Below are 23,426 nucleotides of genomic sequence, written 5' to 3'. Positions count from 1 at the left end.
TTGTTCAGTATACCAGAAGATACCGGCCTATTTGGGTGCTTTCAGGGCATGGTTGAGCGGATGTTTGGTGTAGTAGCTTGCCAATCAACATAATTTGATCGGCGATCTCCTCGTGTGCATAAGTTGTGCCAGTAGTTGCCGCCCAAAATACAAAATAAATAGGAATCCCTAGCATCTAAGTTAAGCAATTGGCGGTATTAATTAAGTATTGCAGCGATTGGCCTACGAAATTTAATAGACATCGCCAACTTGGACAAACTCAATCCGATTGCCAAAGGGATCGGCAGCGTAAAAACGGCGCACATGGGGCAGGCTGTCATCTTCAACAATCGCAATGCCTGCACTGCTTAATTCAGCTCGCGCTTGTGCAAGATCGGCGACGCGAAAGGCCGGATGCGCTTTGCGAGCAGGCCGAAAATCGGCCTCAACCCCAAGGTGGAGTTCGATTGTGGCGCTGCGAAACCAACAGCCGCCACGAGCTTGCAATTGAACAGGCTTGGCAACTTCGTCGAGGCCAAGAATCGTGCTGTAAAACCAGCGTGCTTGGGCCTCTTGGCCTGCGGGCATTGCCAATTGGATGTGGTCGAGTGTGACAAGTTGCATAACAGCTCCACTACATTCATGATTCTTTTGCTATGATACAGTGGATATACAAGAAATCGATCTAGAAATAGCCTAGGACGTGCATAGATGTGCTCTATAGCTCGGTATATCCTATTGAACATAGGTAACGAATTGGAACAACCTAGCCTCTCAACAGTTGAGCACGATTGCGCTGTACTGCTTAATAGTTGGTGGGGTAGCATCGTACCAAGCATCTTGAGGAAACTGCTATGAGTTTTTATCCGACCTATGTTGAACGCCCACGTTTACTCACTTTGACCCAACATGAGCCACGGGTAGTCTTAATCATTGGGTTGCCGAGCAGCGGCAAATCCACAGTGTTAGAGGCACTTAAGCATTCCATCAACGCCCCGTCTGCCTTAATTCGGCTTGAGCCAGCCAATGATCCATCGTTGCTGCTCCAGGCAATTTGCCAACAACTTGGGTTGGCCAACGAACATCCACACGAGCAGCTTTTGAGTTTGCGCCAACCAACCTGGATTTTGATCGACGATTTGGATCGGATTTTGGATGCTTGGGGCACATTTTTGCCTGAGCACGCTTGGCTCGTAGAATTATTAAAAAATCCAGCGCTGCATATCGTTGCCACCTCGCTACACATCCCCAACCTGCCAATGATTCAACAATGGATTATTCGACGACATTTGGTAGTGGTTGGTATGCAGGAGCTAGCTTTCAACAGTGCTGAATTAATCGCCTTGGCTCAACAACGCCAACTGAATCTCAGCCAAGCCCAAGCTGATCAGCTGATCGATTTGACTGACGGTTGGGTCGCGCCCTGTATTTTTGCGCTCAATCGATCGGGCGTGCTCAATCAATCAGCGCTCGAATGGGTCATGCAAGATGTGATGACAAGTTTGCCTGAGCCTTTGCAGCATAGCTTGGAAGCTTGGCTATGGATCGCCCCTGATTCGCTTGAATTGCTCCAAACACTCTTGCCAAAGCACGATTTGCATCGTTTGTTAATGAGTTGGGAATATGCAGGCTTGATTGTTGAAGCAAACCTGCGCTTACAACGCTTGCCTGAAGTTGGTTTGCGCAAGCGTTCGCATCCTCAGGCGGCCTATTTGACCGAATTTTTTGCCCAAGCTGGCGATTGGTATCTGACTGAGCAACGCCTGCTCCAATTTGTGCAAAAGATGCAACGCTTGCAACGCTGGGATGTGATCAATCATTGTTTGACTCAACAGCTTGATTTAATTAACAATGAGCGGTTTTTTGGTGAGCTGGTCAAAGCCCTCAATGATGTTCCGATACAGCAGCTTGCGCCCAAAGTTGGCTGGTTGTTGGTGCGTAGTTATCACCTTGGTTTGCGCAACGCTGAAAAGGCTTTACTTTTAGTCAATCAACTGCTAGGGATTCATCAACAGTCTGATCAACAACGAATGTTTCTGTTGCTTAAAGCTGATCTGCTGCGGGCACAAGGGGCAATTGGCGAGGCTGATAGCTTGATTCAGCCCTACTTGAACGACCCTGATCTATCGCCAGCCGATCAAGCGCGAATTCTACGGACGCATGCGATTTATTTGGCTTCCTTGGGTCAAGATGATGCAGCGATTGCCCACTTTGAGCGTGCCCACAAACATATGGAGCATTCAGGGGTTAATCGCTTGCTTGGCCTGATTTTGGGCGATTATGCCAATGCGGCAGCGCGAGCCGGACGTTATTCCTTGGCTGATCGGCTTTTGCGCCAAGCAACCTCGCTCTGGGAAGAAATGGCATCGCCATCGGGGTTATCGCAAACCTTGAATTTGCGGGCGCTGGTGGCACTGCACCAAGGCCAAATGAGCGATGCCGCCCGCTACGCCCAACAAGCATACGATAACGCCAGAATTTCGGATATTCGGGCAGCGAATGGTGCCTTGGTGACGCTTGGTGATGTGGCCTTGGCTGATCGCGATTGGACGAGTGCAATTGGGCGCTATCGCTTGGCGCGTGAGCAGTTACGGGCCAGCAATGTCGTCGATTATCACATTATTATCTATGCCTTGGCCTTGGAATCGCAGGCCACCCGCCATAGTTCACTTGAGCAACTGCAACGCCTATTAATTGAAATCGACACCACCACCGCTCAAAACCCACTCGATCAGGCTTGGTTAGCGGTGGCGCGGAGTGCTGCTAACTTAACGCTCAAAATTGATGGCACGATTCCGCTGCTGCAACGGGCATTGGCTGGGTTGGACAACCAAGGATCATTAGCCAAAGGCTTGCTATATCTGTTGTTAAGCGAAGCTTTTTGGCAACGCCATGAGGTTGGCGAGGCTCAGCAAGCTTGGCAGGCACTTGATCAATTAATTGTTGATGGCCGCAGTGGCTTGCCAGTGCTGTTATCGGCGCTCACCGTGCACTTACCTGAATTGGTCAACCAAGCTTATACCCAATGGAATTCGCCATTTGCGGCGCGGGTGCTGCGCCATAACCTGCCGCCAATGCCTCAAGCACCAAAATTGATTGTGCGTTTGATGGGCCAAATGCGGCTTGAAATGGATGGCAAACAGGTACGCATTCCGCGCCAAGGTATGTTGTTAATCGCGTTGTTGTTGTTGAACCCAACTGGCATGACTGCCGATGAATTACGCGAAAAAATTTGGGGCTTTGATAGTAGCAATGATGGTTGGCGCAAAATGCTGCAACGGACGCGCAAAGAATTGCCCGATTGTGTTGTGTATGATGGTTCGCTGTATCGTTTGCGCTTCCCGCACTCGGAGATCGATGCCGATATTGTGGTGATTAAACAGACCTCGTTGCTTGGTTCTGAAGCGACCTTGGAGCGCTTGCAAGTTGCCGCTGAGTATGCCAGCCAAGGATTTTTAGTCGGCAGCAATGCCCCATGGATTGAGCATGAACGCAAAGTTTTGGCGCGACGTGGAGCCGAAATTTGGATCTCAATTGGCAATCAATGGTATGACGTACAACGTTTCGACCAAGCCCAAAAAGCCTTTGAGCAGGCGATGAAACTTGATGTTTTGAATGAACGGGCAGTGGTTTTGGCAATGAACTTGGAAATTAATCAAGGTCGCCGAACCGAAGCCTTGGCAATTTATGATCGCTATCGTGAGGCTTTACTCGAAGAGCAAGGCCTTGATCCGTCGAGTGAGCTTCAGGCCTTGCAAAAACATGTGTTAGATTAAATCGCTTTTCAATCAATCGGAGCGAGGCCTCGGCCCTGCATGCTATACTTGGCCAATTCTCAACACAGTTAATGTAGGATCAAGGTTATGCGTGCACTGTTGTTAGGCTTGTTGGCCTCGCTCTTTTTTGCTTCGACCTTTGTGCTCAATCGTTTGATGGAGTTGGCGGGTGGTCATTGGCTGTGGAGTGCCAGCCTACGCTATTTGTTTATGCTGGTTCCGTTGGTGGCGATTGTGGCATGGCGCGGCAAGCTTGGTTTGGTGCTGCAAGAGTTGCGGCAACAGCCTTGGCAATGGCTGTGGTGGAGCACGATTGGCTTTGGGTTGTTTTACGCGCCGCTCTGTTTTGCCGCCAAATATGCCCCAGCGTGGTTGGTTGCCAGCACTTGGCAGATCACAATTATTGCTGGAGCCTTGGTTGCGCCGTTGTTGCAAGCCAAAGCTGCACCCAACCAACCTGCTTGGCATTGGCGCAGTTTAGCGATTTCGGGCCTGATTTTATTGGGTGTGGCGGTAATTCAATTGCAACATGCGGCGGCGATTGGCTGGCGCGAAGTGCTTTTGGGCTTTGTGCCAGTTGTAATCGCCGCGTTTGCCTATCCGTTGGGCAATCGCGCCATGATGCAACTATGTGGGCAGCGCTTGGCAACCTTTGAACGTGTGCTAGGCATGACAATTGCCAGCCTGCCGTTTTGGCTGATTTTAGCGGGCGTGGCGGCAACCACAGTTGGTTGGCCGAGCACAAGCCAAATCTTCCAATCGTTATTGGTTGCACTATTGGCAGGCGTAATCGCCACCGTGCTCTTTTTCAAAGCTACTGATTTAGCTCAGCACCATCAAGGCCAATTGGCGGCAGTTGAGGCAACCCAAGCAGGCGAAGTCGTCTTTGCCTTGGTTGGCGAGATTGTGATTTTGCATAGCCCTGCGCCAACAGCATTGACCTTGGCAGGCCTTGGCGTGATTATTTTAGGCATGATTTTGCACAGTTGGATCAGCCACTAACGCCATTTAATATCCATTTAGGCTTGCTATGCTCCTTCTAACGACAATTTTAGAAGGAGCGAGGCTATGCTACGGCGTTTATTATTGATTGGAATGTTGCTGCTGTTGGTTGGTTGCGACGCACCAGAGCCAATCCCATGTTTTTTCCCAATTATAAGTACCCCAACGACCCAATTGACTACTGGCCAACACTTGGTAATGATCGATCAGATTTTAGCGATTGAACCAGCCTCAATTCAACCAGTTCAATTACGTTTTATCTTAACAAGTGATCCTTCCAAGATATTTGTCGTTGATCTTAGCCAACAACATAATTATTTTCATTTGGATCAACTAGAAAGTTTTTTTAATATTCGCTTACTGAATTCTCTTCAATGTCAACTGCCTGATGAGCCATTGCGTTATACCTTTACCCTTGAGGTTGTTTCAGGCGATCAAACCGATAGTCAGCCATTAGAATTAGTTTATCAAGCAGACATTAATGCATTTGGGTATTACAGTCTCGATACAAGCGGAGCAGGCACCGATATTAAATTTGGCCCGCTAGTGATTGTATTAGCAACAATCGCCCTTTTAATACTGTACAAAAAGATTTATATTGGTTTTTTTGCTCTAGAATTATATCAACATCGAGCGATGAAGATAGCTGTAGTTATAAATATTATTATGGTAGCAGTAATCTTTAATACCAATTATTATAAATACTTCAATAATAATCCAATGTATTGCTATTCTTTCAATGGAAGAAATAATCAACAATCAATGATGAATGGCACGATTATGCTACCAAATTCAATCATCGCTCAAGATATCGATAATACATTATATCCGATGTATAGTGAGAGAGATAGTTATACATTTGAAGCTGGGATTCATCAATATTACCACAAACATCTACCACACATCGATTCGATGCCTAGATACCCTGATTGTGATGATGATTATCAATTTTCCTATACTGATAATTATGTGATTAAGCACGGTGATGACATTGAAAATCATTCGATCTCAATTATCGCAAGCCGTAAACCAACGCTTAATCAAGATATTGGGGTTGTTCGATTTGAGAACTTTATCGTTGCACTGCTAGTTTTAATCATCTTTTCAATTCCAATTGGATTTGTGATTCAATCCAAGCGTTAAGCGTTTGCTCATTTGTACTACTGAATTTGGCTTGAGCATCTGCTACACTAGAGCCACCGGATTATTTCAGGCTGCGAAAGGATCGCTGCAATGAGCAAGCCGATTAATCTCCACGAGTATGAGCAACAGGCAATGACGCTGTTGGATGGCCCAACCTGCGATTATTATGCAGGTGGCTGCGAGGATGAAGTGACTTTGCGGGCGAATCTGCTTTCATTTGAGCAGGTACGTTTGCGACCACGATTTTTGGTTGATGTGCGTGAAGTCTCAACCGCCACAACTTTGCTGGGCAAGCCGCTTAATTCGCCAATTTTGGTTGCACCATCGGCCTACCATGGCTTGGCCCATGCTGAGGGCGAATGTGAAACTGCGCGAGGCGTGGCTCAAGCTGGCTCAATTTTCACCGTAAGCACCCTCGCCACCCGCTCGTTGGAAGAAGTTGCGGCTGCCGCCGAATGCCCGCTCTGGTTTCAATTGTATGTCTATCGTGATCGCAGTGTGTCGGAGCGTTTGATTGCTCGCGCCGAAGTTGCTGGCTATCAAGCCTTGATGTTAACGATTGATCGTCCGTGGCTTGGGCGGCGTGAACGTGAGTTGCGCAGTGGTTTTGGTGTACCCGCCCATCTGAGTATGGCCAATTTTCGCGATGTGCCTGCCGCCCAAAATTATCGCCGTGCTGGCCCGAATGCCTTGCCCGACCCCAAAGCCGATATGTTTGATGCTGGCTTGACTTGGGAATCGATCGCTTGGTTGCGCTCGGTGACTAGCTTGCCCATCATCGTCAAGGGTATTTTGACCGCTGAGGATGCGCTGTTGGCTGCTGAGGCAGGCGCGGCAGCGATCGTGGTGTCAAATCATGGTGGCCGCCAAATTGATGGTACGGTTACCACGCTTGAAGCCTTGCCCGAGGTTGTCGCGGCATTGGCGCAAAGCCCGTGCGAAATTTATATCGATGGCGGGATTCGCCGTGGCAGCGATGCGCTTAAAGCCTTGGCTTTAGGAGCACAGGCAATTATGCTTGGGCGACCAGTCTTATGGGGCTTGGCAGTGGCGGGTAGTGCTGGGGTTGCCGATGTGCTAACGACCATGCAGCGCGAATTACAACGCTCGATGGCGCTATGTGGCCGCCCCAATCTAGCCAGCATCGATCGCAGCTTAGTACGACCAAGCGGCATGGTTTTTTAAAATAGAGGGGTCAGGGGCTAGGATTCAGGGGCCAGTTTGAAACTGAGGAGTCCACGAAGAGGCCAAGAATTAAGGAAATCGAAGAACAAAGCACACAAAATATAATCAACATCCAAAATCTGGGTTAATCCGTGGCTAAAAACAGCCCTTTGTGCTCTTCGTGCCCTTCGTGGATCAAAACCTGACCCCTGATCCCTAGCCCCTGACCCCTAGCCCCTGACCCCTCGATCAAAATGGTATAATTCATGATTACTAGGAGGTCGTACTCATGAATGGTTTTGTGATTGGCTTGACCCTAACGATGATCGTTGGTGGCTTGGTCTTGATAATTGGGCCAATCTACTTGCGCCGCCGTTGGGATAACGAGACCCAGCGCAATTGGGAGCACGATGAATTTGATCGTAAGGTCAAGCGCTATAACGATGATATCGCCAACCGGCAGCGCGATTATGATATTGTCAATGTGCTGAGTGGCCGCGAAACGCCGACCGTGGTTGATCGCTATCGTGATAAAGATTGAGCCTGAATTGAGCGTGGCGTGATTGATTTTCAACAGGTTTGCTATTACTATCCCCAAGCCAGTGCGCCAGCACTCGATCGCTGTACCTTGCAGATTGCCGAAGGCGAGTTTGTATTGGTTTGTGGCGCTTCAGGCAGCGGCAAATCAAGCCTGCTTCGCGCGATCAATGGGTTAATTCCGCATTTTCATGGTGGCACATGGCAAGGCCAATTAAAAGTTTGTGGCCGTGATACCCGCCGCAACTCGCCGCGAGACTTGGCTGAATTGGTCGGTTTTGTGTTTCAAGACCCCGATGCCCAGTTTGTGGTCGAGATTGTCGAGGATGAACTAGCTTTTGCCATGGAAAACGCTGGTTTGCCGCAAGCGATTATGCGCCGCCGAATTGAAGAAGCGCTCGATCAGCTTGAGATTGCCCATTTACGCCATCGTTCCTTATCCAGCCTCTCTGGCGGCGAACGTCAGCGGGTGGCGATTGCCGCTGCATTAACTGTTCAGCCGCAAATTCTGGTGCTCGATGAACCAACCTCGCAACTCGACCCCCACACCGCTGAAGAAGTACTGACTGCCCTGCAAAAGCTCAACGCCGATTTGGGCTTGACGATTGTGCTCTCGGAGCATCGTTTAGAGCGCGTGGTGCAATATGTCGATCGAATTGTTTGGATGCATGCGGGCAAAATTGGCTTAGCCGATGCGCCACAAGTCGTTTTGGCCCAGATGCCATTTGCCCCGCCATTGGTCGAAGTTGCCCGCCATTTCAATTGGCAACCCTTGCCGCTGACGATCAAACAAGGTCGTGCTGCCGCCCGTCAGCAGCCAATTACGCCTCAAGCCCAAACAACGACTGTTGCCACAGTTGGCCCAGAACTCTTGCGCTCCGAAGCGTTAGATGCCAGTTATGCCGATCAACCAGCGTTGCAAGGCGTAAATGTGCGTTTGCATGCTGGCGAAATTGTGGCAATTATGGGGCGTAACGGCTCCGGCAAAACCACCTTATTGCGCCATTTGGTGGGCTTACAACAACCAATTCGTGGGCGAGTGCTACTACAACAACAACCGATCGCCAATCGCCCAGTTGAGCAATTGGCCCAGCAGATTGGCTTTGTGCCGCAAAACCCCAGTGATATTCTGTTTCACCCCAGTTTGGAGCAAGAATTAGCATGGACGCTTACCAACCATGGTCAAGCGGCTGATCCAGTGCAGATTGAACAGACCTTGCAACGCTTGAATTTGCTGCATCTGCGTGAGCGTCATCCGCGTGATCTTTCGGGTGGCGAGGCTCAACGAGCTGCCTTCGCCGCGATTGTGGTGGCTCGCCCGCAAATTCTCTTGCTCGATGAACCAACCCGTGGCTTGGATTACGCTGCCAAACAGCAACTAGCCAATTTTCTACAAAGCTTAGCCAGCGAGCACCATGGCATCATCGTGGTAACCCACGATGTGGAATTTGTGGCGTTGTGCGCTCAACGAGTAGTACTGTTGGGCGAAGGCGAGGTGGTGGTCGAAGGCACGCCCCAAGTAGTTTTGGGCGATTCACTGCTGTTTTCAACCCAAGTTGGCAAGCTATTCCCCAAATTTGGCTGGCTGAGCGTGGCTGATGTGCTGGCTGGCACATCACAATAATTAAAAAACCCTCTGCAATCAATAAACAGAGGGTTTTATGTCAAATAAGATTAGCGGATTTAGCTTTGATTGACTTTGGCTTTGAGCGCTGCTAATTCCGATTCGAGCGAGGTTTCTTGCTCCAAATTGCGGAATTTATTTTCCAACGAATCGCCTTCTAATTTGGCCATGGCTTCAGCTTTGTACAACCGATCGTCGATTCTTTCTTCCATTGCCCCCAAGCGATCGCCCAATTCGCCACTACCTTGCATATTTTGCAGCGCACGAGTGGCTGCTTCTTGGGAATCAGCACGGCTAGTTTTGGCTTTGATCAAATCGCGTTTGGCGCGAGCTTCATTAATTTGCTGTTCTAAACGGCTGATCGAATTGCGGAAATCTTTAACTTGGGCATTTTGCGTTTCCGATTGGGTCGCATATTCGCTGGCGGCAGCGCTGAAGTGGCGCTTGCGTTCCAAAGCTGAACGAGCCAATTCTTCGTCGCCACGTTCAAGTGCATTAACGGCTTTGCGTTCCCAATCATCGGCTTGCTTACGGTTCTCGTCGCGCTTTTGCTCCATGCGCGTAGCCTGACCCATGGCCATAGCCGTTGCGCGTTTGGCCTCGCCATATTGCGCTTCAAGCTGGCGAATATACTCATCGGCCATGGTTACGGGGTTTTCGGCGCGATCAAACAAGGCGTGCAACCAAGCGCGGATAAGGTCTTTGATTCGTTTCCACATAGCGTTTTGCTCCTACTGACTACTGTTGGGTAGTACGGGCCAGCCTTTGGAATGTTGCTTAAGCATACCTGATCTGCAAGAGCAAACGCAAGGATCAACCATTGCATTGTGCCCGTTGGCATCTATAATGCTTATATATGCCTGCGTGACAACCGCTTGCTAAAGGAGTTGAACCATGGCCGACAAGGAAAAGAAGGGTTTGTTTGGTAATTTGGCTGATCAAATGAAGGATGCAATTGAGCAAAGCCGCGAAAGTGCCGAAGCCAAGCCCACTAGTCCAGCCCCTGGTAACGTGATTGGCCAAATGATGGAGCGCTTGCACGATATTCAAGAGAAGCAGGAAGAAGCGGCCTCATCATCAGTCTCCAATGCAGTAAATGTGATCAAAGATGCTCAAGAAGCAGCCAAAGAAGCTCGTGAAAAGGCCGAAGCTCAGTCTGCTGCAACCAACAATGCGGTGGCTGATGCGCTGCGTCAAGCGCAAGAAGCTGCCAAAGCCCAAGAAGCCGCTAAAGCCGAGGCTGCCAAAGCTGAAGAAGCCAAGGCTACTGAACAGCGCTACACGGTTCAAGGTGGCGATACCTTGGGCAAAATTTCAGCCCGCTTCTATGGCGATGCTGCCCAATGGCGACGAATTTACGAAGCCAATCGGGCGATCATCGGCAACAACCCCGATGTGATTAGCGTTGGCCAAGAATTTGTGATTCCCGATGCAAGCACACCATTGCCAGCCCAACGAACCTACACCGTGCGATCTGGCGACACCATGCGAGCAATTGCCCAACGCTTTTATGGCGATGAAATGCAGTGGAAGCGAATTTATCAAGCCAATCGCGACCGCATCCCCAACCCCGATGTAATTCACGTCGGCCAAGAATTTATCATCCCTGAATAGCACCTAAGGTAATCAGGCTATAGGCTATGGGCTATCGGACATTGATTGGAATATCAAGAACGAATAACCCTCAGCCTATAGCCATTCATCCTCTGCGCCTCTGCGTTAAAGCTTGATCCACGAAGATCACGAAGCGCACGAAGGTTTCGTAGCATATGGGCGGCCCCCTAGCCCCTGAACTCTAACCTCTGTTTTTTGCTCTACAACGTTCCCGATCCCCAACAACCGAGCCCCAATCCCCAACAACAATGTTCTATAATACTCACAGCAATTCTTTGAGCGCGAGTATCACACGAGCAATGCACATCCTTCATGTCTATAAAGATTATTTTCCAGTGCTTGGTGGCATGGAAAATCATATTCGGGTTGTCGCCGAGGGCTTGGCCGAGCGCGGTCATCAAGTAACGGTGGCAGTCAGCAATACCTATCCCAAAACCGAAATTGAGCGCCGCAATGGTGTGGCGATCATCAAAGCAGCGCAGTGGTTGCGCAAGGCCTCAACTCCGATCAGCCCGATGAGTTTGCCATTAAGTTGGCGTGTGCCCGCCGATATTATTCATTTGCACCATCCCTTCCCGCCTGGCGATTTGCTATATTGGCTGCGACGGGGCAAGGCTAAATTGGTGATTACCTATCAAAGCGATATTGTGCGCCAACGCCGTTTGTTGCAACTCTATCGACCCTTGCTCACGCGCACCCTGAACGCAGCCGATCGCATTATCGCAGCCAGCCCGCAGTATATTCAAACTTCGCCATGGTTGGCTCCCCATGCCGCCAAATGTCGCGTAATTCCGTTGAGCGTCGATACAGAGCGCTTCAATCAACTAGATCATGCGGCGATTCAGGCGTTGCGTGAGCAGGTTGCAGCGCCCATACTGTTGTTTGTTGGGCGTTTCCGCCATTACAAAGGCCTCCACTTTTTGCTCGAAGCCTTGCCAAAAATCCCCAATGCCAAATTGGTATTGGTCGGCATTGGCCCTGAGGAAGCTCGTTTGCGCGATTTAGCGCAACGCTTGGGTGTTGGCGAACGTATTGTATGGGCTGGCGAAGTCCCGGATCAAGCCTTACCAAATTACTATGCCGCTGCCGATGTATTTGTGCTACCATCCCATTTACGAGCAGAAGCATTTGGCATTGTGCAACTCGAAGCATTAGCCGCTGGAATTCCAATCGTCAGCACTGAGTTGGGCACTGGCACAAGTTTTGTCAACGCCCACGGCCAAACTGGTTTTGTTGTGCCACCAGCCGATCCGGCGGCGCTGGCGCGGGCAATCACTGTGCTATTGGAAAATCCAGGCTTGCGGGCGCAATTTGGGGCCAACGGTCGTCAACGCGCGAGTAGCACATTCAGCCCGCAGCGTATGCTCGATCAGATTGAAGAACTTTATCGTGAGATTGTGAGTTAGGTATGTTGCTTCAAGCAGGAATCGAATTGTTAGGGCGGTATCACATCGTGCGGGCAATCGGCCAAGGCGGTATGAGCGCAGTCTATGCCGCGTTTGATCGCCAATTGAACACGCCTGTCGCGATTAAACACTTTCGCAATCACGATCCTGCTTTGCATGCCAGCCTCGACCGCGAAGCCCAAATTTTAGCGCGGTTGCAACACCCCGCCTTGCCGCGCGTCTATGATATTCGCCGCGAGAACGATGATGCCTATTTGATCATGGATTTGATCGAGGGTGAAACCCTGGGCACATTGCTAACCCAACGCGGCAGCGGCTTCGAGCCTGCAACCGTGGTGGCGTGGGCAGCAACCTTGGCTGAGCCATTGAGCTACCTGCATCAACAAACGCCACCCGTGATTCACCGCGATATCAAGCCGCATAATGTGATGCGCACACCGGCTGGCAAATTGATTTTGCTCGATTTTGGTTTAGCCAAACAATGGTCAACCGGCCAGCAAAGCGTGATTGCCTATACCCTGCCCTATGCTTCGTTGGAGCAGATTCAGGGCACAAACACACTGGATCAACGCAGCGATGTCTACGGCTTTGGCGCAACGCTCTATCATTTGCTAACCAATCGCGAGCCAGTTGATGCCTTGACCCGTGCTAGTGCGCAAATTTATGCGAACCCCGACCCATTGCCCTTGCCAAGCAGCCTGAATAACGCGGTTTCGCCAGCGCTTGATCGGGTGCTGATGGATAGTTTGGCGTTACGGGCTGATGCCCGCCCAGCTAGTATTCGTGCGGTCGTCAGTTTATTGCAAGCAGCGCAATCAGCAACGGTGAGCGTGCCCTTGGTTGCGGCTACCAGCGCTGGGCAGCCGACAATTCGGGTTGATTCACAGTTGCCTGATGGGGTGAGTTATGCTACGCCACGGCGCTTCGAGCCACGTCCGGCTCCAGCTTCAACTCCAGCTGCTCCACCGCGCCCACGCCGCTCGATTTCGCGCTGGAGCGCGGCTGACCAAATGCATCGCGCTCAATGGAGCATGCCTAATTATGAGCAACTCTACCAAGAGCGCGAAGAGCCAAAGCCATTTAGCCCACTCAATAATTCGCAATGGATGACGACCCAACAAGCTGCCAATAGTCGTATGAATGCAATGCTGGATGACGAGGAGCTTGAGAACCCCACCCAAGTGATGAATATTGTGTTTATCTTGATTGTATTGATTTTATTAGGGACAATTAATTTTATCCTCTAGAGGGAGAGCGTATGAGTTTAGGGGTTGGTTCAGTTTTACTTGGGCGCTATCAAATTTTGCGTTTGATTGGTCAAGGTGGTATGGGCACGGTCTATGCCGCCTTCGATCAACAGCTTAATCATCAGGTCGCAATTAAGTATTTTCGTGGTCAAGATGCCACGTTTCAAACTAATTTGCAGCGTGAAGCTCAAATTTTGGCTCGTTTGCGCCATCCATCATTGCCACGGGTTTACGATTTGCAGCGGGTTGGCGATGCCGCCTTTTTGATCATGGATTTGATCGAGGGCGAGAATCTTGATCAGCTACTAGCCCAACGTGGCGCTGCCTTTGAGCCAGATGTGGTGCTAGCGTGGGCCAAGGCACTGGCTCCAGCGCTCAGCTATTTGCATCATCAAACGCCACCTGTCATTCATCGCGATATTAAGCCACAAAATATTATTCGCACCCCCGAAGGCCAATTGATCTTGGTCGATTTTGGCTTGGCCAAACAATGGGCTTCCTCAAACCAGAGTGTCGTGGCTTATACCTTGGCTTACGCTGCCTTAGAGCAAATTCAGGCCACCAGCCCAGTCAATCAGCGCAGCGATATCTATAGTTTTGCCGCAACCCTCTATCATTTGTTGACCAATTGCGAGCCAGCCGATGCGCTTACTCGCGCTAGCAGTTTGATTAATGGTCAGCCTGATCCGTTGGTCAATCCAGTTAATTTAAATCCAGCGGTTTCGCCTGCAATGGCAGCAGTTTTAGCCCAAGCAATGGCCTTGGCTGCGAATGAACGGCCAGCCAGTATCGATCAATGTATCCAGCAATTGCAACAAAGTTTTTACAATCAGCCAAGCCTGATGAGCAGCGCCGGCCAACCAACAATCGTCCAACGGCCAGCAGTTGCAACAATTGTCTTGCCGACAGCGACCAAGCCTGCACTATCAGCCCAGCAAATCTTACAACCGCAAGTGCCGCCCCAACAGATCACCTATCAAGAAAAAACTGGACTAGATAGCTCAGTTGAATATTTCTTTCTGTTCGCGATGATTTTTTTCATTTGTGCTTTGGTTGGGATTTGTTTAATTGCCCGTTCGTTCTAATCCATCGCTGATTTGGATTAATCTGCGCCACGCAAGGTTTTGTGGTATGCTTGGCGTATTTGAGCTTTAAAATCAAAGGAGTCGCTTCCGTGGCTGATTACAGCGCCTATATTGAAAAAAGTTTTCGTGAACATATTGCGATGGCCGAGCGCGTCTTGGCCGAACAATCAGCAACGATTAATACCATGGCCAATGTGTTGATCGAATGTTATCAACAGGGCCACAAGGCTATTTTTTGTGGCAATGGTGGCAGTGCCGCCGATGCTCAACACTTGGCCGCCGAATTTGTCGGGCGCTATTTGATCGATCGCCGCCCAATTCCGGCCTTGGCCTTGCATACCGATACTTCAACCTTAACCGCTGTGGGCAACGATTATGGCTATGATCAGGTGTTTTCGCGCCAAGTCAAAGCCCATATGAACCCAGGCGATGTCTTGGTGTGTCTGACCACCAGCGGCAATTCGGTCAATGTGATCAAGGCTGCCGAAGTTGCGCGAGAGTTGGGCAACCCCGTTCTGGCCTTGCTTGGTGGCGATGGTGGCAAGATTTTGCCGTTATGCGATCATGCCCTGGTTGTGCCATTCAAGTTGCCCTATTTGGTACAAGAAATTTCGATGGTCGTCGGCCATTTGCTATGCGACCTGACTGAACAAGCTTTGTTTGCCAAATAACGAGCTTGATCGACGCAATGGCGCAGAGATTATGATGATCTCTGCGTTTTTTAATTAAATTTTTATAGTTGAGATAGAACAATGAGCCAACCAGCCGTGTTTATTGATCGTGATGGTACGATCAATGTTGAAGTTAATTATCTGCATCAGCCCGAATTAGTTCAGCTTGAGCAAACTGTCGGTCAAGCAATCGCTCGTTTGAATCACGCTGGATTTTTGGTGTTGGTCGTGACGAATCAATCAGGAATTGCTCGGGGTTATTATCGCGCTGATGATATGCATTTGGTACATCAGCGAATTAGCGAGTTGTTACAGCCCTTTAATGCCCATGTTGATGCTTGGTATTATTGCCCACATCATCCTGAGGTAACTGGCGATTGTGCTTGTCGCAAGCCTAATTTGGCCATGTTCGAGCAAGCCCAAGCCGAATTCGCGATCGATCTCAGCCGTTCGTGGATGATTGGCGATAAGCTGCTCGATGTGCAAGCAGGCATCAATTTGGGCGTACCCGCAATTATGGTAGCTACTGGCTACGGCGCACAGCATCAACACGATTTGCCTGAGCATGCTATGCTGGTCGCAAATCTTAATGCTGCTGTCGATTTGATTGTGCAGGAGTAAGTATGCAACCCCAAGCACCGCAACCACTTCAACCACCACCAGTTCAAATCGTGCCACCATGGATGATCTCAGCAACCTTCGATTTGCCAGGCTTCCGAGTTGTGCAAAATCGGGGGATTGTACGGGGCATTGTGGTACGTTCGCGCTCGGTTTTTGGCACAATTGGCGCATCATTTCAAACCCTCGTTGGCGGCAATATCACCATTTGGTCGAAGCTGTGTGAGCAAGCTCGCATGGAAGCGTTCGAAATTATGTCGTTGCATGCCGCCGAAATTGGCGCAAACGCGATTATTGCGATGCGCTACGATGCCACCGAAATTAGCACTGGCGTAACTGAAGTGCTGGCCTATGGTAGTGCCGTAATCGTTGAACCAATTCGTTAATTCAAAATTAGCCAAGCTATTGCCAATGCTAGCTTGGCTTTTTTGTAAACATTTGCTTAAGCGTATTCCAAATCAGCTCGGCTCCCACAAAGATGAAAAATGGCACAGCCCATATCCCATTAACGAACAACCATGTAGACCGCCAAATAAAGCGGTGGTCGGCCATCAAGCTCTCAACGCTGCTGCCAACGTACAGACGCGGGGCATTTTCGATTGCGCTATAGCCATGGGTATCAAGGTTTTTGCTGATCGCGGTTTGTTGTGGATTTTGATTGGTTGGTTTTGAGATCAGCGCTGCCTTGATTGGTTGCTTCCACTCTTCACATTCATATTCGAAATAGCCGCCACAGACGGCCCATGCTGGAACTGGCTGGTCGGGCTGCCAATCGGGGCTAGTCAGCGGCGCAACGCTAATCGCATGTGAGGTTGTGCTTGAGCGGCGAGCATCGCTGGTAGTGTAAGCAAAGGTTACACCATATTCACGTTGCACAACTGCTTGCTCCAACGTGAAGATCATGGTTTCGGGATGTTGGCTAATTTGCTCAGCCCGAATGTTGTCAATTTGAACTTGACCATAATACAGGCGTTCGCTACTTGTACCAATCGCTGTGCCAATCAGCGTGCCAATATTCAACAAACAGATCACGCCCAATAGCGCATGGTTGATCCAGCGATGGCTGAGGCGAACAAACAGGAAAATACTGGCGATTCCAGCAATAACACCGAGTAGATAGGACGCTGACTCGCCCAGCCAAAAACCAATTGCCCCACCCAGAACCGCACACCACAAACCAAACAGTATCCCTACTATCAACGTGCGCCCAAAGTTTAACCATTGATTGATCATCAAAGACTCCTTATTGAATTGCGCAACCAACGCCAGGTAAACCGCACACAGCCGATCAGCACAATTGGCACGGCCCAGACCAAAACCATGATGACCCATACAAACAGCCATTGCCAGCGTTTAGCGGTATTAAAGCTATTTGAGCCTGCGCCAACTTCTAGCATTGGAGCATTGTTTAGCTCTGCATAATCATATGTGGCAAGATTGGTAAGTTTGGCAACGGTGTATTTATCGAGGTACAGTTCTTCGGGCAACGCACCATTGGTAATCGGCTCATCCCAATCGTAGCAAGCGATGTTGTAATCGGCATTGCAAGCGGCCCAAGCAGGCACCGGATCACCATATTGCCAATCGCTATTGGTCAGTGGCGCAAGGCTGTAGTAGCTATACGTAATGCGTGAGCTTTTGCGATCTTTGCTGGCAACTTTGTGGACTGTGGCATAGTTGGTTTGTACCACAGCATCATTCAAGTAAAAAATTGCTGCATTTGGATAATAGGGAATTTCGGCAGCAGTAACGTTGTTGATAGTTTCTTTGCCAGCAGTGTAGCGCATATAGCGCCAGCCCATACCTGCAAACATCAAAATAACCACATGCCAGATGATGATCATGCCTGCAAAACCATTGCTAATACGACCATCGCCATAGCCAGCCCAATAAGCGCTAATGCCCAGCCAAGCAATGCCAAGCAGCGCAAATGACCATGGCGGCGGCGTAAGAAACCCCAGAATTCCGCCGATAATCACGCATAAAACGCTATTGTAGAACCCTGCCGCTAGATGAAAGCCTAAACTGCGCCATGAATCAAACATGCTCTGGCTCCTTTCGCTGCATTGCTGTGCGCTAGGTACGCAGCTAGCTAGCAAGGGTTTTAGTGTACTAGGCGATCGCTGGTTGGGGGAATAGCACAAAAACACCGTTGGAATGACTCCAACGGTGTTTTGTTGATTGAACTTTTGGGCTATTGCTTAGACGTTTTCTTCGTCTTCGTCAGTGCCTAAGAGTTCGCTCAGGGTAGGTTTGCGACCTTCTTCAGCTTGCAAGCGAGCCATAGCTTGAGCAAACAAGTCATCCTTTGGCCCATTACCACTGTCGATGTTGGTGACAGCATTCAAGGCTTCGTCGAATGAGCGTGGTGGCGCGGGCTTGGGTTCGCTCATCACCGCTGGCGCTGGTGTTGCCGCAGGTGTTTCGCGATCAACTGGAGCGCTGGTGATTTGGGCAACCCGCAAGGCGGCTTCTTCAGCCAATTTGCGCCGTTGCTCCATCCCCGTACCAGCTGGAATCAGCTTGCCGATAACCACATTTTCTTTCAAGCCACGCAGGTAGTCGATCTTGCCATTGACGGCAGCTTCGGTCAACACGCGCGTGGTTTCTTGGAACGAGGCCGCCGACAAGAACGAGTCGGTTGACAACGAGGCCTTGGTAATCCCCAACAAGACTGGCACTGCCAACGCTGGGTCACCACCTTGGCTCACAATCGAAGCATTGATCCGATTGAGTTCGTTGAGTTCGACTAATTCGCCTGGCAAGAGTTCAGTATCGCCTGGCTCTTCGATGCGTACCCGCCGCAACATTTGGCGCACAATCACTTCGATGTGCTTATCGTTGATCCCCACACCTTGCGAACGATAGACCTTTTGGGCTTCGTTGGTCAGGTATTCTTGAACTGCTTCGCGACCACGCAATTGCAGCATTTCTTGAGGGTCAGACGAGCCTTCGGTCATTTGTTGGCCCACTTGCACCAAATCGCCATCTTTGACCCGCAAACGAGCAGCGTGGGCAATCACTTCTTCATGTTCTTCGATATCTTTGGCTTGAATTACCAAACGATCATCGTCAACATAGACGTTGCCAGCTAGGCCTGCGACCAATGGCGCACGACCATCGCCATCGACATTGCTTTCGGCCAAGAGGTTGCCAATTTCGACTGCATCACCATTTTTGACCACCACACGGTAATCTTTGGGCAACATTTGCTCGTCGGTATAAACTTCCTCAGAGACGATTCGCAAGCGTCGAATGCCTTCTTCTTCGCGCACAATCTGGACACGGCCAGCAATCTGGGCCAGCACCGCTTTCCCTTTCGGAATCCGTGCTTCGAAGATTTCTTGCACCCGTGGCAAACCTTGGGTGATGTCGGTATCAGTTGCCACACCACCAGTGTGGAACGTCCGCAGAGTCAGCTGCGTCCCTGGCTCACCAATCGATTGCGCCGCGATAATCCCGACAGCTTCGCCAATTTCGACCATCTTGCCAGTGGCAAGGTTGCGGCCATAGCACTTGCGACAAATGCCATAATCGGCGTTACAGGTCAGTACCGAACGGACATAAATGCCAAATTCAGCTTGAGCCTCTTTGTCCAACGATTTCAGCACATTCGCAATGTGCTTGCCATCGTCTTCTAAGATTTCGCTATCGGTATCGAAAATGACTTCACCAGTCACGGGATTAGTGACCGGAGCCACCGTCACGCGGCCAACGATCCGATCTTCGACCGAGGCCAAAATATCGCGGCTGGTGCGAATCCACATGCCTTCGGTTGTGCCACAATCTTCGATCGTCACGATCACATCTTGGGCTACGTCCACCAAACGGCGGGTCAAGTAACCAGCGTCGGCTGTCCGCAAGGCGGTATCAGCCAAACCTTTACGACCACCGTGGGTCGAGATGAAGTATTCGATAACGCTCAAGCCTTCGCGGAAGTTGGCGGTAATCGGCAATTCGATAATCCGTCCAGTTGGGTCGGTGGTCAAACCCCGCATCCCAGCCATCTGGCGAATTTGCTCGACGTTACCACGCGCACCCGAGGTTGACATCATCGAGACTGGCCCGAATGGATTCAACGTCCGTTGGACTTCGGTTTTGATTTTGTTGGTAGCATCAAGCCAGGCCGTAACCACTTCACGATAGCGCTCGTCGTCGGTAATCAAACCACGGCGTTGCATCTTTTCGATGTCTTGCACTTTCTTGTAGGTTTCTTGCACAATTGCATCTTTGGTATCGGGCACTTCTACGTCCGAAGCCGAGAAGGTCATCCCGCCCAAGGTGGCGTGCTTGAAGCCCAACGCCTTGATTCGGTCGGCCAAACGCGCCGTCCGTTCTGAGGCATAGAAACGCAACAGCGATTCTTCCGAGGTCTCAGGGCCGAAGCGCTCAATTAATTCTTGATACACTTCAGCAATGATATTCTCGCGCTGTGAGTGGAAGCGATAGCAGTCGGCGATCAAGGCTTTCAAGCCCGATTTACCAACCAAGAAGTTGCGATAGTGCAATGGTGAGCGATAGCCGTTTTCACCAGCTTTTGGCTCGCCTTGGTAGCGCAACGCATTGTTGAAGATGATCCGCCCAACGCTGGTTTCAATCAAAACCCGTGGCGTAACGCCATCCAACGATGGTAGTGGTTTATCGCGCAAATCGCTACCGGGCAGAATGTAATCTTCGATCACAATCCAAACAGGTGCTTGAATATGCACAATGCCGTTGGTGTAGGCCAACAAGGCTTCGTCGATTGAACCAAAGCGTTTGCCGCCACCCTTAGCCCCAGGCCGAACTTGGGTCAGGTAGAAACAACCCAACACGATGTCTTGCGATGGCGTAATAATTGGGTCGCCAGTGGCTGGTGACAACAAGTTGTAGGTTGAAATCATGCGGCGACGAGCTTCTTCTTGGGCTTTGCGCGACAATGGTACGTGCACAGCCATTTGGTCGCCGTCAAAGTCGGCGTTGAATGCGGCACACACCAAGGGGTGCAATTGAATCGCCGAGCCTTCGATCAGCTTGGCTTCAAAGGCTTGAATCGACAAACGGTGCAGCGAAGGCGCACGGTTCAGCAATACCAAGTAGTCTTTGATGACTTCTTCGAGCACATCCCACACTTCGGGGCGAACCCGCTCAACGAAGCGCTTGGCTGATTTGATGTTGTGGGCAAAGCCTTTATCGACCAAGCGGCGCATGACGAATGGCTTGAACAATTCCAAGGCCATTTTCTTGGGCAAACCACATTGGTGCAATTGCAGGGTTGGTCCGACCACAATCACCGAACGGCCTGAGTAGTCAACCCGCTTACCCAAGAGGTTTTGGCGGAAGCGGCCTTGCTTGCCTTTGAGCATATCGCTCAGGCTCTTAAGGCGATGCTTGCCCTTGCCACTGACTGGGCGGCCACGGCGACCGTTGTCGATCAAGGCATCAACCGCTTCTTGCAACATACGTTTTTCGTTGCGCACGATGATTTCAGGAGCGTTCAACTCCATCAAGCGCTTGAGCCGGTTGTTGCGATTGATCACCCGTCGATACAGGTCGTTCAAGTCGGAGGTCGCAAACCGACCGCCATCAAGCTGGACCATCGGGCGCAAATCTGGTGGAATCACTGGCAAGACGGTCATAATCATCCATTCAGGACGATTGCCGCTCTTGCGGAATGCTTCAACCACGCGCAGCCGTTTGGTGGCTTTTTTGCGGCGTTGGCCCGATGAGCTTTGCACTTCGGCTTGCATTTGATTCGACAATTCGTCGAGATCAACCATCGATACGATGTCGCGCACCGCGCCAGCACCCATATCGGCCTTGAAGGTGTAGGGCGCTAGATCACGCAGAATCCGATATTCGTTTTCCGAAATAATCCGGTGCAACTGAATATCATCCAAGCGATCAAGCTTGTCTTTTTCTTCTTTGTTGAGATCTTCAAGCTGTTTGATCAAGGCCGTGGTCAGCCGTTCTTGCTCAGCATCGGCCACCGATTGGCGTTGATCACGCTCGCCGTCAGCCAACAAACGCACGTTTTCAATCTCGTATTCGCGGCGTTGTTCGAGCTTTTCGCGCTCTTGATCGATCAGTTGTTCGAGTTGTTCCAATGTGCGTTCACGCACTGGCTCGTTTTCTTCGAGCAACACCGTACCACGATAAACAATATCTTCATCGGCTAGTGCGTCGATGCCGATCAGTTCTTCGAGATGTTCACGCAAGGCATTGGCTTCATCTTCGATTTCTTGGCGTTGGCGGGCAAATTGTTCATGCGTTCGCTCCAACGTGCCTTCCATGGCATTATCCATCGCCGCAAGGTCTTTGCTTAAACGGGTTGCCTTTTCGCCACGTTGTTCGATAATTTTTTCTTCGAGATCCTTGCGCCGCACGCCAAAGTCGGTCTTCATTTGCTCACGTACATTGCCCAATGCCAGATCATCGACATCGGTGATAATATACGAGGCAAAATAAAGCACCCGCTCAAGATTACGTGGTGAGATATCTAAAAGTAAACCCAAACGCGATGGTGTGCCTTTAACAAACCAAATATGCGATACAGGCGAGGCAAGTTTGATATGACCCATGCGATCACGTCGCACTTTGGATCGGGTGACTTCTACGCCACATTTATCGCACACAATGCCTTTATAACGCACACGTTTGTATTTGCCACAATAGCACTCCCAATCGCGCGTAGGTCCGAAGATTTTTTCACAGAACAAGCCATCTCGTTCAGGACGCAGAGTTCTATAATTAATCGTCTCGGGTTTAGTTACTTCACCGTGCGACCAGCTCAGGATATCTTCTGGTGAAGCGAGACTGATACGAATTGCATTGAATTCATTGATTTCGAGCATGGTTGAACGCTCCTCGGTTAAGGAAGATAGTTTGCAAAATGCAAGCGCATCTTCTCGGTAATTGTTCCCCGCTCAGGCGACTTCTTTGGTTGCCATTGCTCAAATTGCTGCGCGATCGCAGCCTTACGTGCTAGCATCAGGCCATTATTGTTACGATACAGCCACATTGCTAAACACTTTGCACGAATTGTGCTCCACTTGATGTAATAATTATTGCGATTAGCAATTAAATTCGGTGCTGGAATTCCAGTCAATGATTCGATACGTTGGGTAAATCCACCTAAAAACAAGGTTGATCCCGAATAGAGATGCACGATTGGCCGATCTCCATTCCAGCCAACAGTACCATCACCATCAATTACTCCACGAACAAAATCACGAAGATATTCATCTGGCACATCAGGCATCCCGATCGTGCGTGATTTACGCGGAGTACCGCCTAATGCTAACAAATCGGTATACATTTCCTTGCTGCAAAATTCGACGGTGAAGGTTTGTCCATCTTGGCGAACTTTGCGCAAGTAGTATTTTGTGCCGATTGAATCAGCTAGTTGTTGCAAATGATCAAGATCATTGCTGGCAATCTGTATTTCATGAGCGCCAGTGTTTGATTTGATCCGCATATATCCATCAGCCCACCAATAGCCTAGAACATAGGCCATGGTTGGTGACCATGTGCGAAAGAAAGGATTGCTAGCAGCAGGTCGAGCCATGGTTAGCACCGTGC

At 50.1% G+C, this 23,426-nt stretch carries 19 protein-coding genes; 13 read left to right on the top strand and 6 right to left on the bottom strand.

Annotation, left to right across the window (positions count from 1 at the left end; translation table 11 throughout):
* Positions 1-231 precede the first annotated feature (231 nt).
* The gene (locus LCH85_07790; GenBank protein MCA0351885.1) at positions 232-603 is read right to left on the bottom strand and encodes a VOC family protein; all 372 of its coding nucleotides are present in this window, start codon (positions 601-603) and stop codon (positions 232-234) included.
* A 230-nt stretch (positions 604-833) separates the two neighbouring features.
* Here LCH85_07790 and LCH85_07785 point away from each other — a divergent pair, with 230 nt between their 5' ends.
* The 6 genes from LCH85_07785 to LCH85_07760 all read left to right on the top strand — a co-directional run bounded on the left by LCH85_07785 (position 834) and on the right by LCH85_07760 (position 9,225).
* Positions 834-3,755: a hypothetical protein gene (locus tag LCH85_07785; protein ID MCA0351884.1), complete on the top strand. Its 2,922-nt coding sequence runs from the start codon at positions 834-836 to the stop codon at positions 3,753-3,755.
* An 87-nt stretch (positions 3,756-3,842) separates the two neighbouring features.
* The gene (locus tag LCH85_07780; protein MCA0351883.1) at positions 3,843-4,757 is read left to right on the top strand and encodes a multidrug resistance efflux transporter family protein; all 915 of its coding nucleotides are present in this window, start codon (positions 3,843-3,845) and stop codon (positions 4,755-4,757) included.
* 66 nt (positions 4,758-4,823) lie between these two features.
* Entirely contained in the window at positions 4,824-5,900 is a 1,077-nt protein-coding gene (locus LCH85_07775; protein ID MCA0351882.1) for a hypothetical protein, read from the top strand.
* Positions 5,901-5,990: 90 nt separating this feature from the next.
* On the top strand, positions 5,991-7,085 hold the full coding sequence (locus LCH85_07770; GenBank protein ID MCA0351881.1) for an alpha-hydroxy-acid oxidizing protein: 1,095 nt from the start codon (positions 5,991-5,993) through the stop codon (positions 7,083-7,085).
* Positions 7,086-7,353: 268 nt separating this feature from the next.
* Positions 7,354-7,605 (top strand): hypothetical protein, encoded by a 252-nt coding sequence (locus tag LCH85_07765; GenBank protein MCA0351880.1) that lies wholly within the window; start codon positions 7,354-7,356, stop codon positions 7,603-7,605.
* Between the two features lie 18 nt (positions 7,606-7,623).
* The gene (locus LCH85_07760) at positions 7,624-9,225 is read left to right on the top strand and encodes an ATP-binding cassette domain-containing protein (protein MCA0351879.1); all 1,602 of its coding nucleotides are present in this window, start codon (positions 7,624-7,626) and stop codon (positions 9,223-9,225) included.
* Positions 9,226-9,284: 59 nt separating this feature from the next.
* Here LCH85_07760 and LCH85_07755 read toward each other — a convergent pair whose 3' ends face one another.
* Positions 9,285-9,944, bottom strand: coding sequence for a PspA/IM30 family protein (locus tag LCH85_07755; protein MCA0351878.1), 660 nt, complete (start codon positions 9,942-9,944; stop codon positions 9,285-9,287).
* Between the two features lie 175 nt (positions 9,945-10,119).
* Between LCH85_07755 and LCH85_07750 the strand changes: the two genes are divergently transcribed.
* The 7 genes from LCH85_07750 to LCH85_07720 all read left to right on the top strand — a co-directional run bounded on the left by LCH85_07750 (position 10,120) and on the right by LCH85_07720 (position 16,252).
* Positions 10,120-10,839, top strand: coding sequence for a LysM peptidoglycan-binding domain-containing protein (locus LCH85_07750; protein ID MCA0351877.1), 720 nt, complete (start codon positions 10,120-10,122; stop codon positions 10,837-10,839).
* Positions 10,840-11,138: 299 nt separating this feature from the next.
* Positions 11,139-12,245: a glycosyltransferase gene (locus LCH85_07745; protein ID MCA0351876.1), complete on the top strand. Its 1,107-nt coding sequence runs from the start codon at positions 11,139-11,141 to the stop codon at positions 12,243-12,245.
* Positions 12,246-12,247: 2 nt separating this feature from the next.
* Entirely contained in the window at positions 12,248-13,492 is a 1,245-nt protein-coding gene (locus tag LCH85_07740; GenBank protein MCA0351875.1) for a serine/threonine protein kinase, read from the top strand.
* 11 nt (positions 13,493-13,503) lie between these two features.
* On the top strand, positions 13,504-14,577 hold the full coding sequence (locus LCH85_07735) for a serine/threonine protein kinase (GenBank protein MCA0351874.1): 1,074 nt from the start codon (positions 13,504-13,506) through the stop codon (positions 14,575-14,577).
* A gap of 140 nt (positions 14,578-14,717) precedes the next feature.
* Positions 14,718-15,248 (top strand): D-sedoheptulose 7-phosphate isomerase, encoded by a 531-nt coding sequence (locus LCH85_07730; GenBank protein ID MCA0351873.1) that lies wholly within the window; start codon positions 14,718-14,720, stop codon positions 15,246-15,248.
* 81 nt (positions 15,249-15,329) lie between these two features.
* On the top strand, positions 15,330-15,869 hold the full coding sequence (locus tag LCH85_07725; GenBank protein ID MCA0351872.1) for an HAD family hydrolase: 540 nt from the start codon (positions 15,330-15,332) through the stop codon (positions 15,867-15,869).
* Positions 15,870-15,871: 2 nt separating this feature from the next.
* Positions 15,872-16,252, top strand: coding sequence for a YbjQ family protein (locus LCH85_07720; protein ID MCA0351871.1), 381 nt, complete (start codon positions 15,872-15,874; stop codon positions 16,250-16,252).
* A gap of 28 nt (positions 16,253-16,280) precedes the next feature.
* Here LCH85_07720 and LCH85_07715 read toward each other — a convergent pair whose 3' ends face one another.
* The 4 genes from LCH85_07715 to LCH85_07700 form a co-directional block, all read right to left on the bottom strand.
* On the bottom strand, positions 16,281-17,099 hold the full coding sequence (locus tag LCH85_07715; GenBank protein ID MCA0351870.1) for a hypothetical protein: 819 nt from the start codon (positions 17,097-17,099) through the stop codon (positions 16,281-16,283).
* Positions 17,099-17,911, bottom strand: a complete 813-nt coding sequence (locus LCH85_07710; protein ID MCA0351869.1) for a hypothetical protein — start codon at positions 17,909-17,911, stop codon at positions 17,099-17,101. Before LCH85_07710 ends, LCH85_07715 begins: the two co-directional genes overlap by 1 nt.
* Before the next feature lie 156 nt (positions 17,912-18,067).
* The gene (gene rpoC, locus LCH85_07705) at positions 18,068-22,699 is read right to left on the bottom strand and encodes a DNA-directed RNA polymerase subunit beta' (protein ID MCA0351868.1); all 4,632 of its coding nucleotides are present in this window, start codon (positions 22,697-22,699) and stop codon (positions 18,068-18,070) included.
* 17 nt (positions 22,700-22,716) lie between these two features.
* Complete coding sequence (locus tag LCH85_07700; protein ID MCA0351867.1) at positions 22,717-23,412, bottom strand: LAGLIDADG family homing endonuclease; 696 nt, start codon at positions 23,410-23,412, stop codon at positions 22,717-22,719.
* Positions 23,413-23,426 lie beyond the last annotated feature (14 nt).

Source organism: Chloroflexota bacterium (assembly GCA_020161265.1).
GTDB lineage: Bacteria > Chloroflexota > Chloroflexia > Chloroflexales > Herpetosiphonaceae > Herpetosiphon.
The sequence above is the reverse complement of the archived record's forward strand: the minus strand, read 5'-3'. Positions and strand labels throughout refer to the sequence as shown.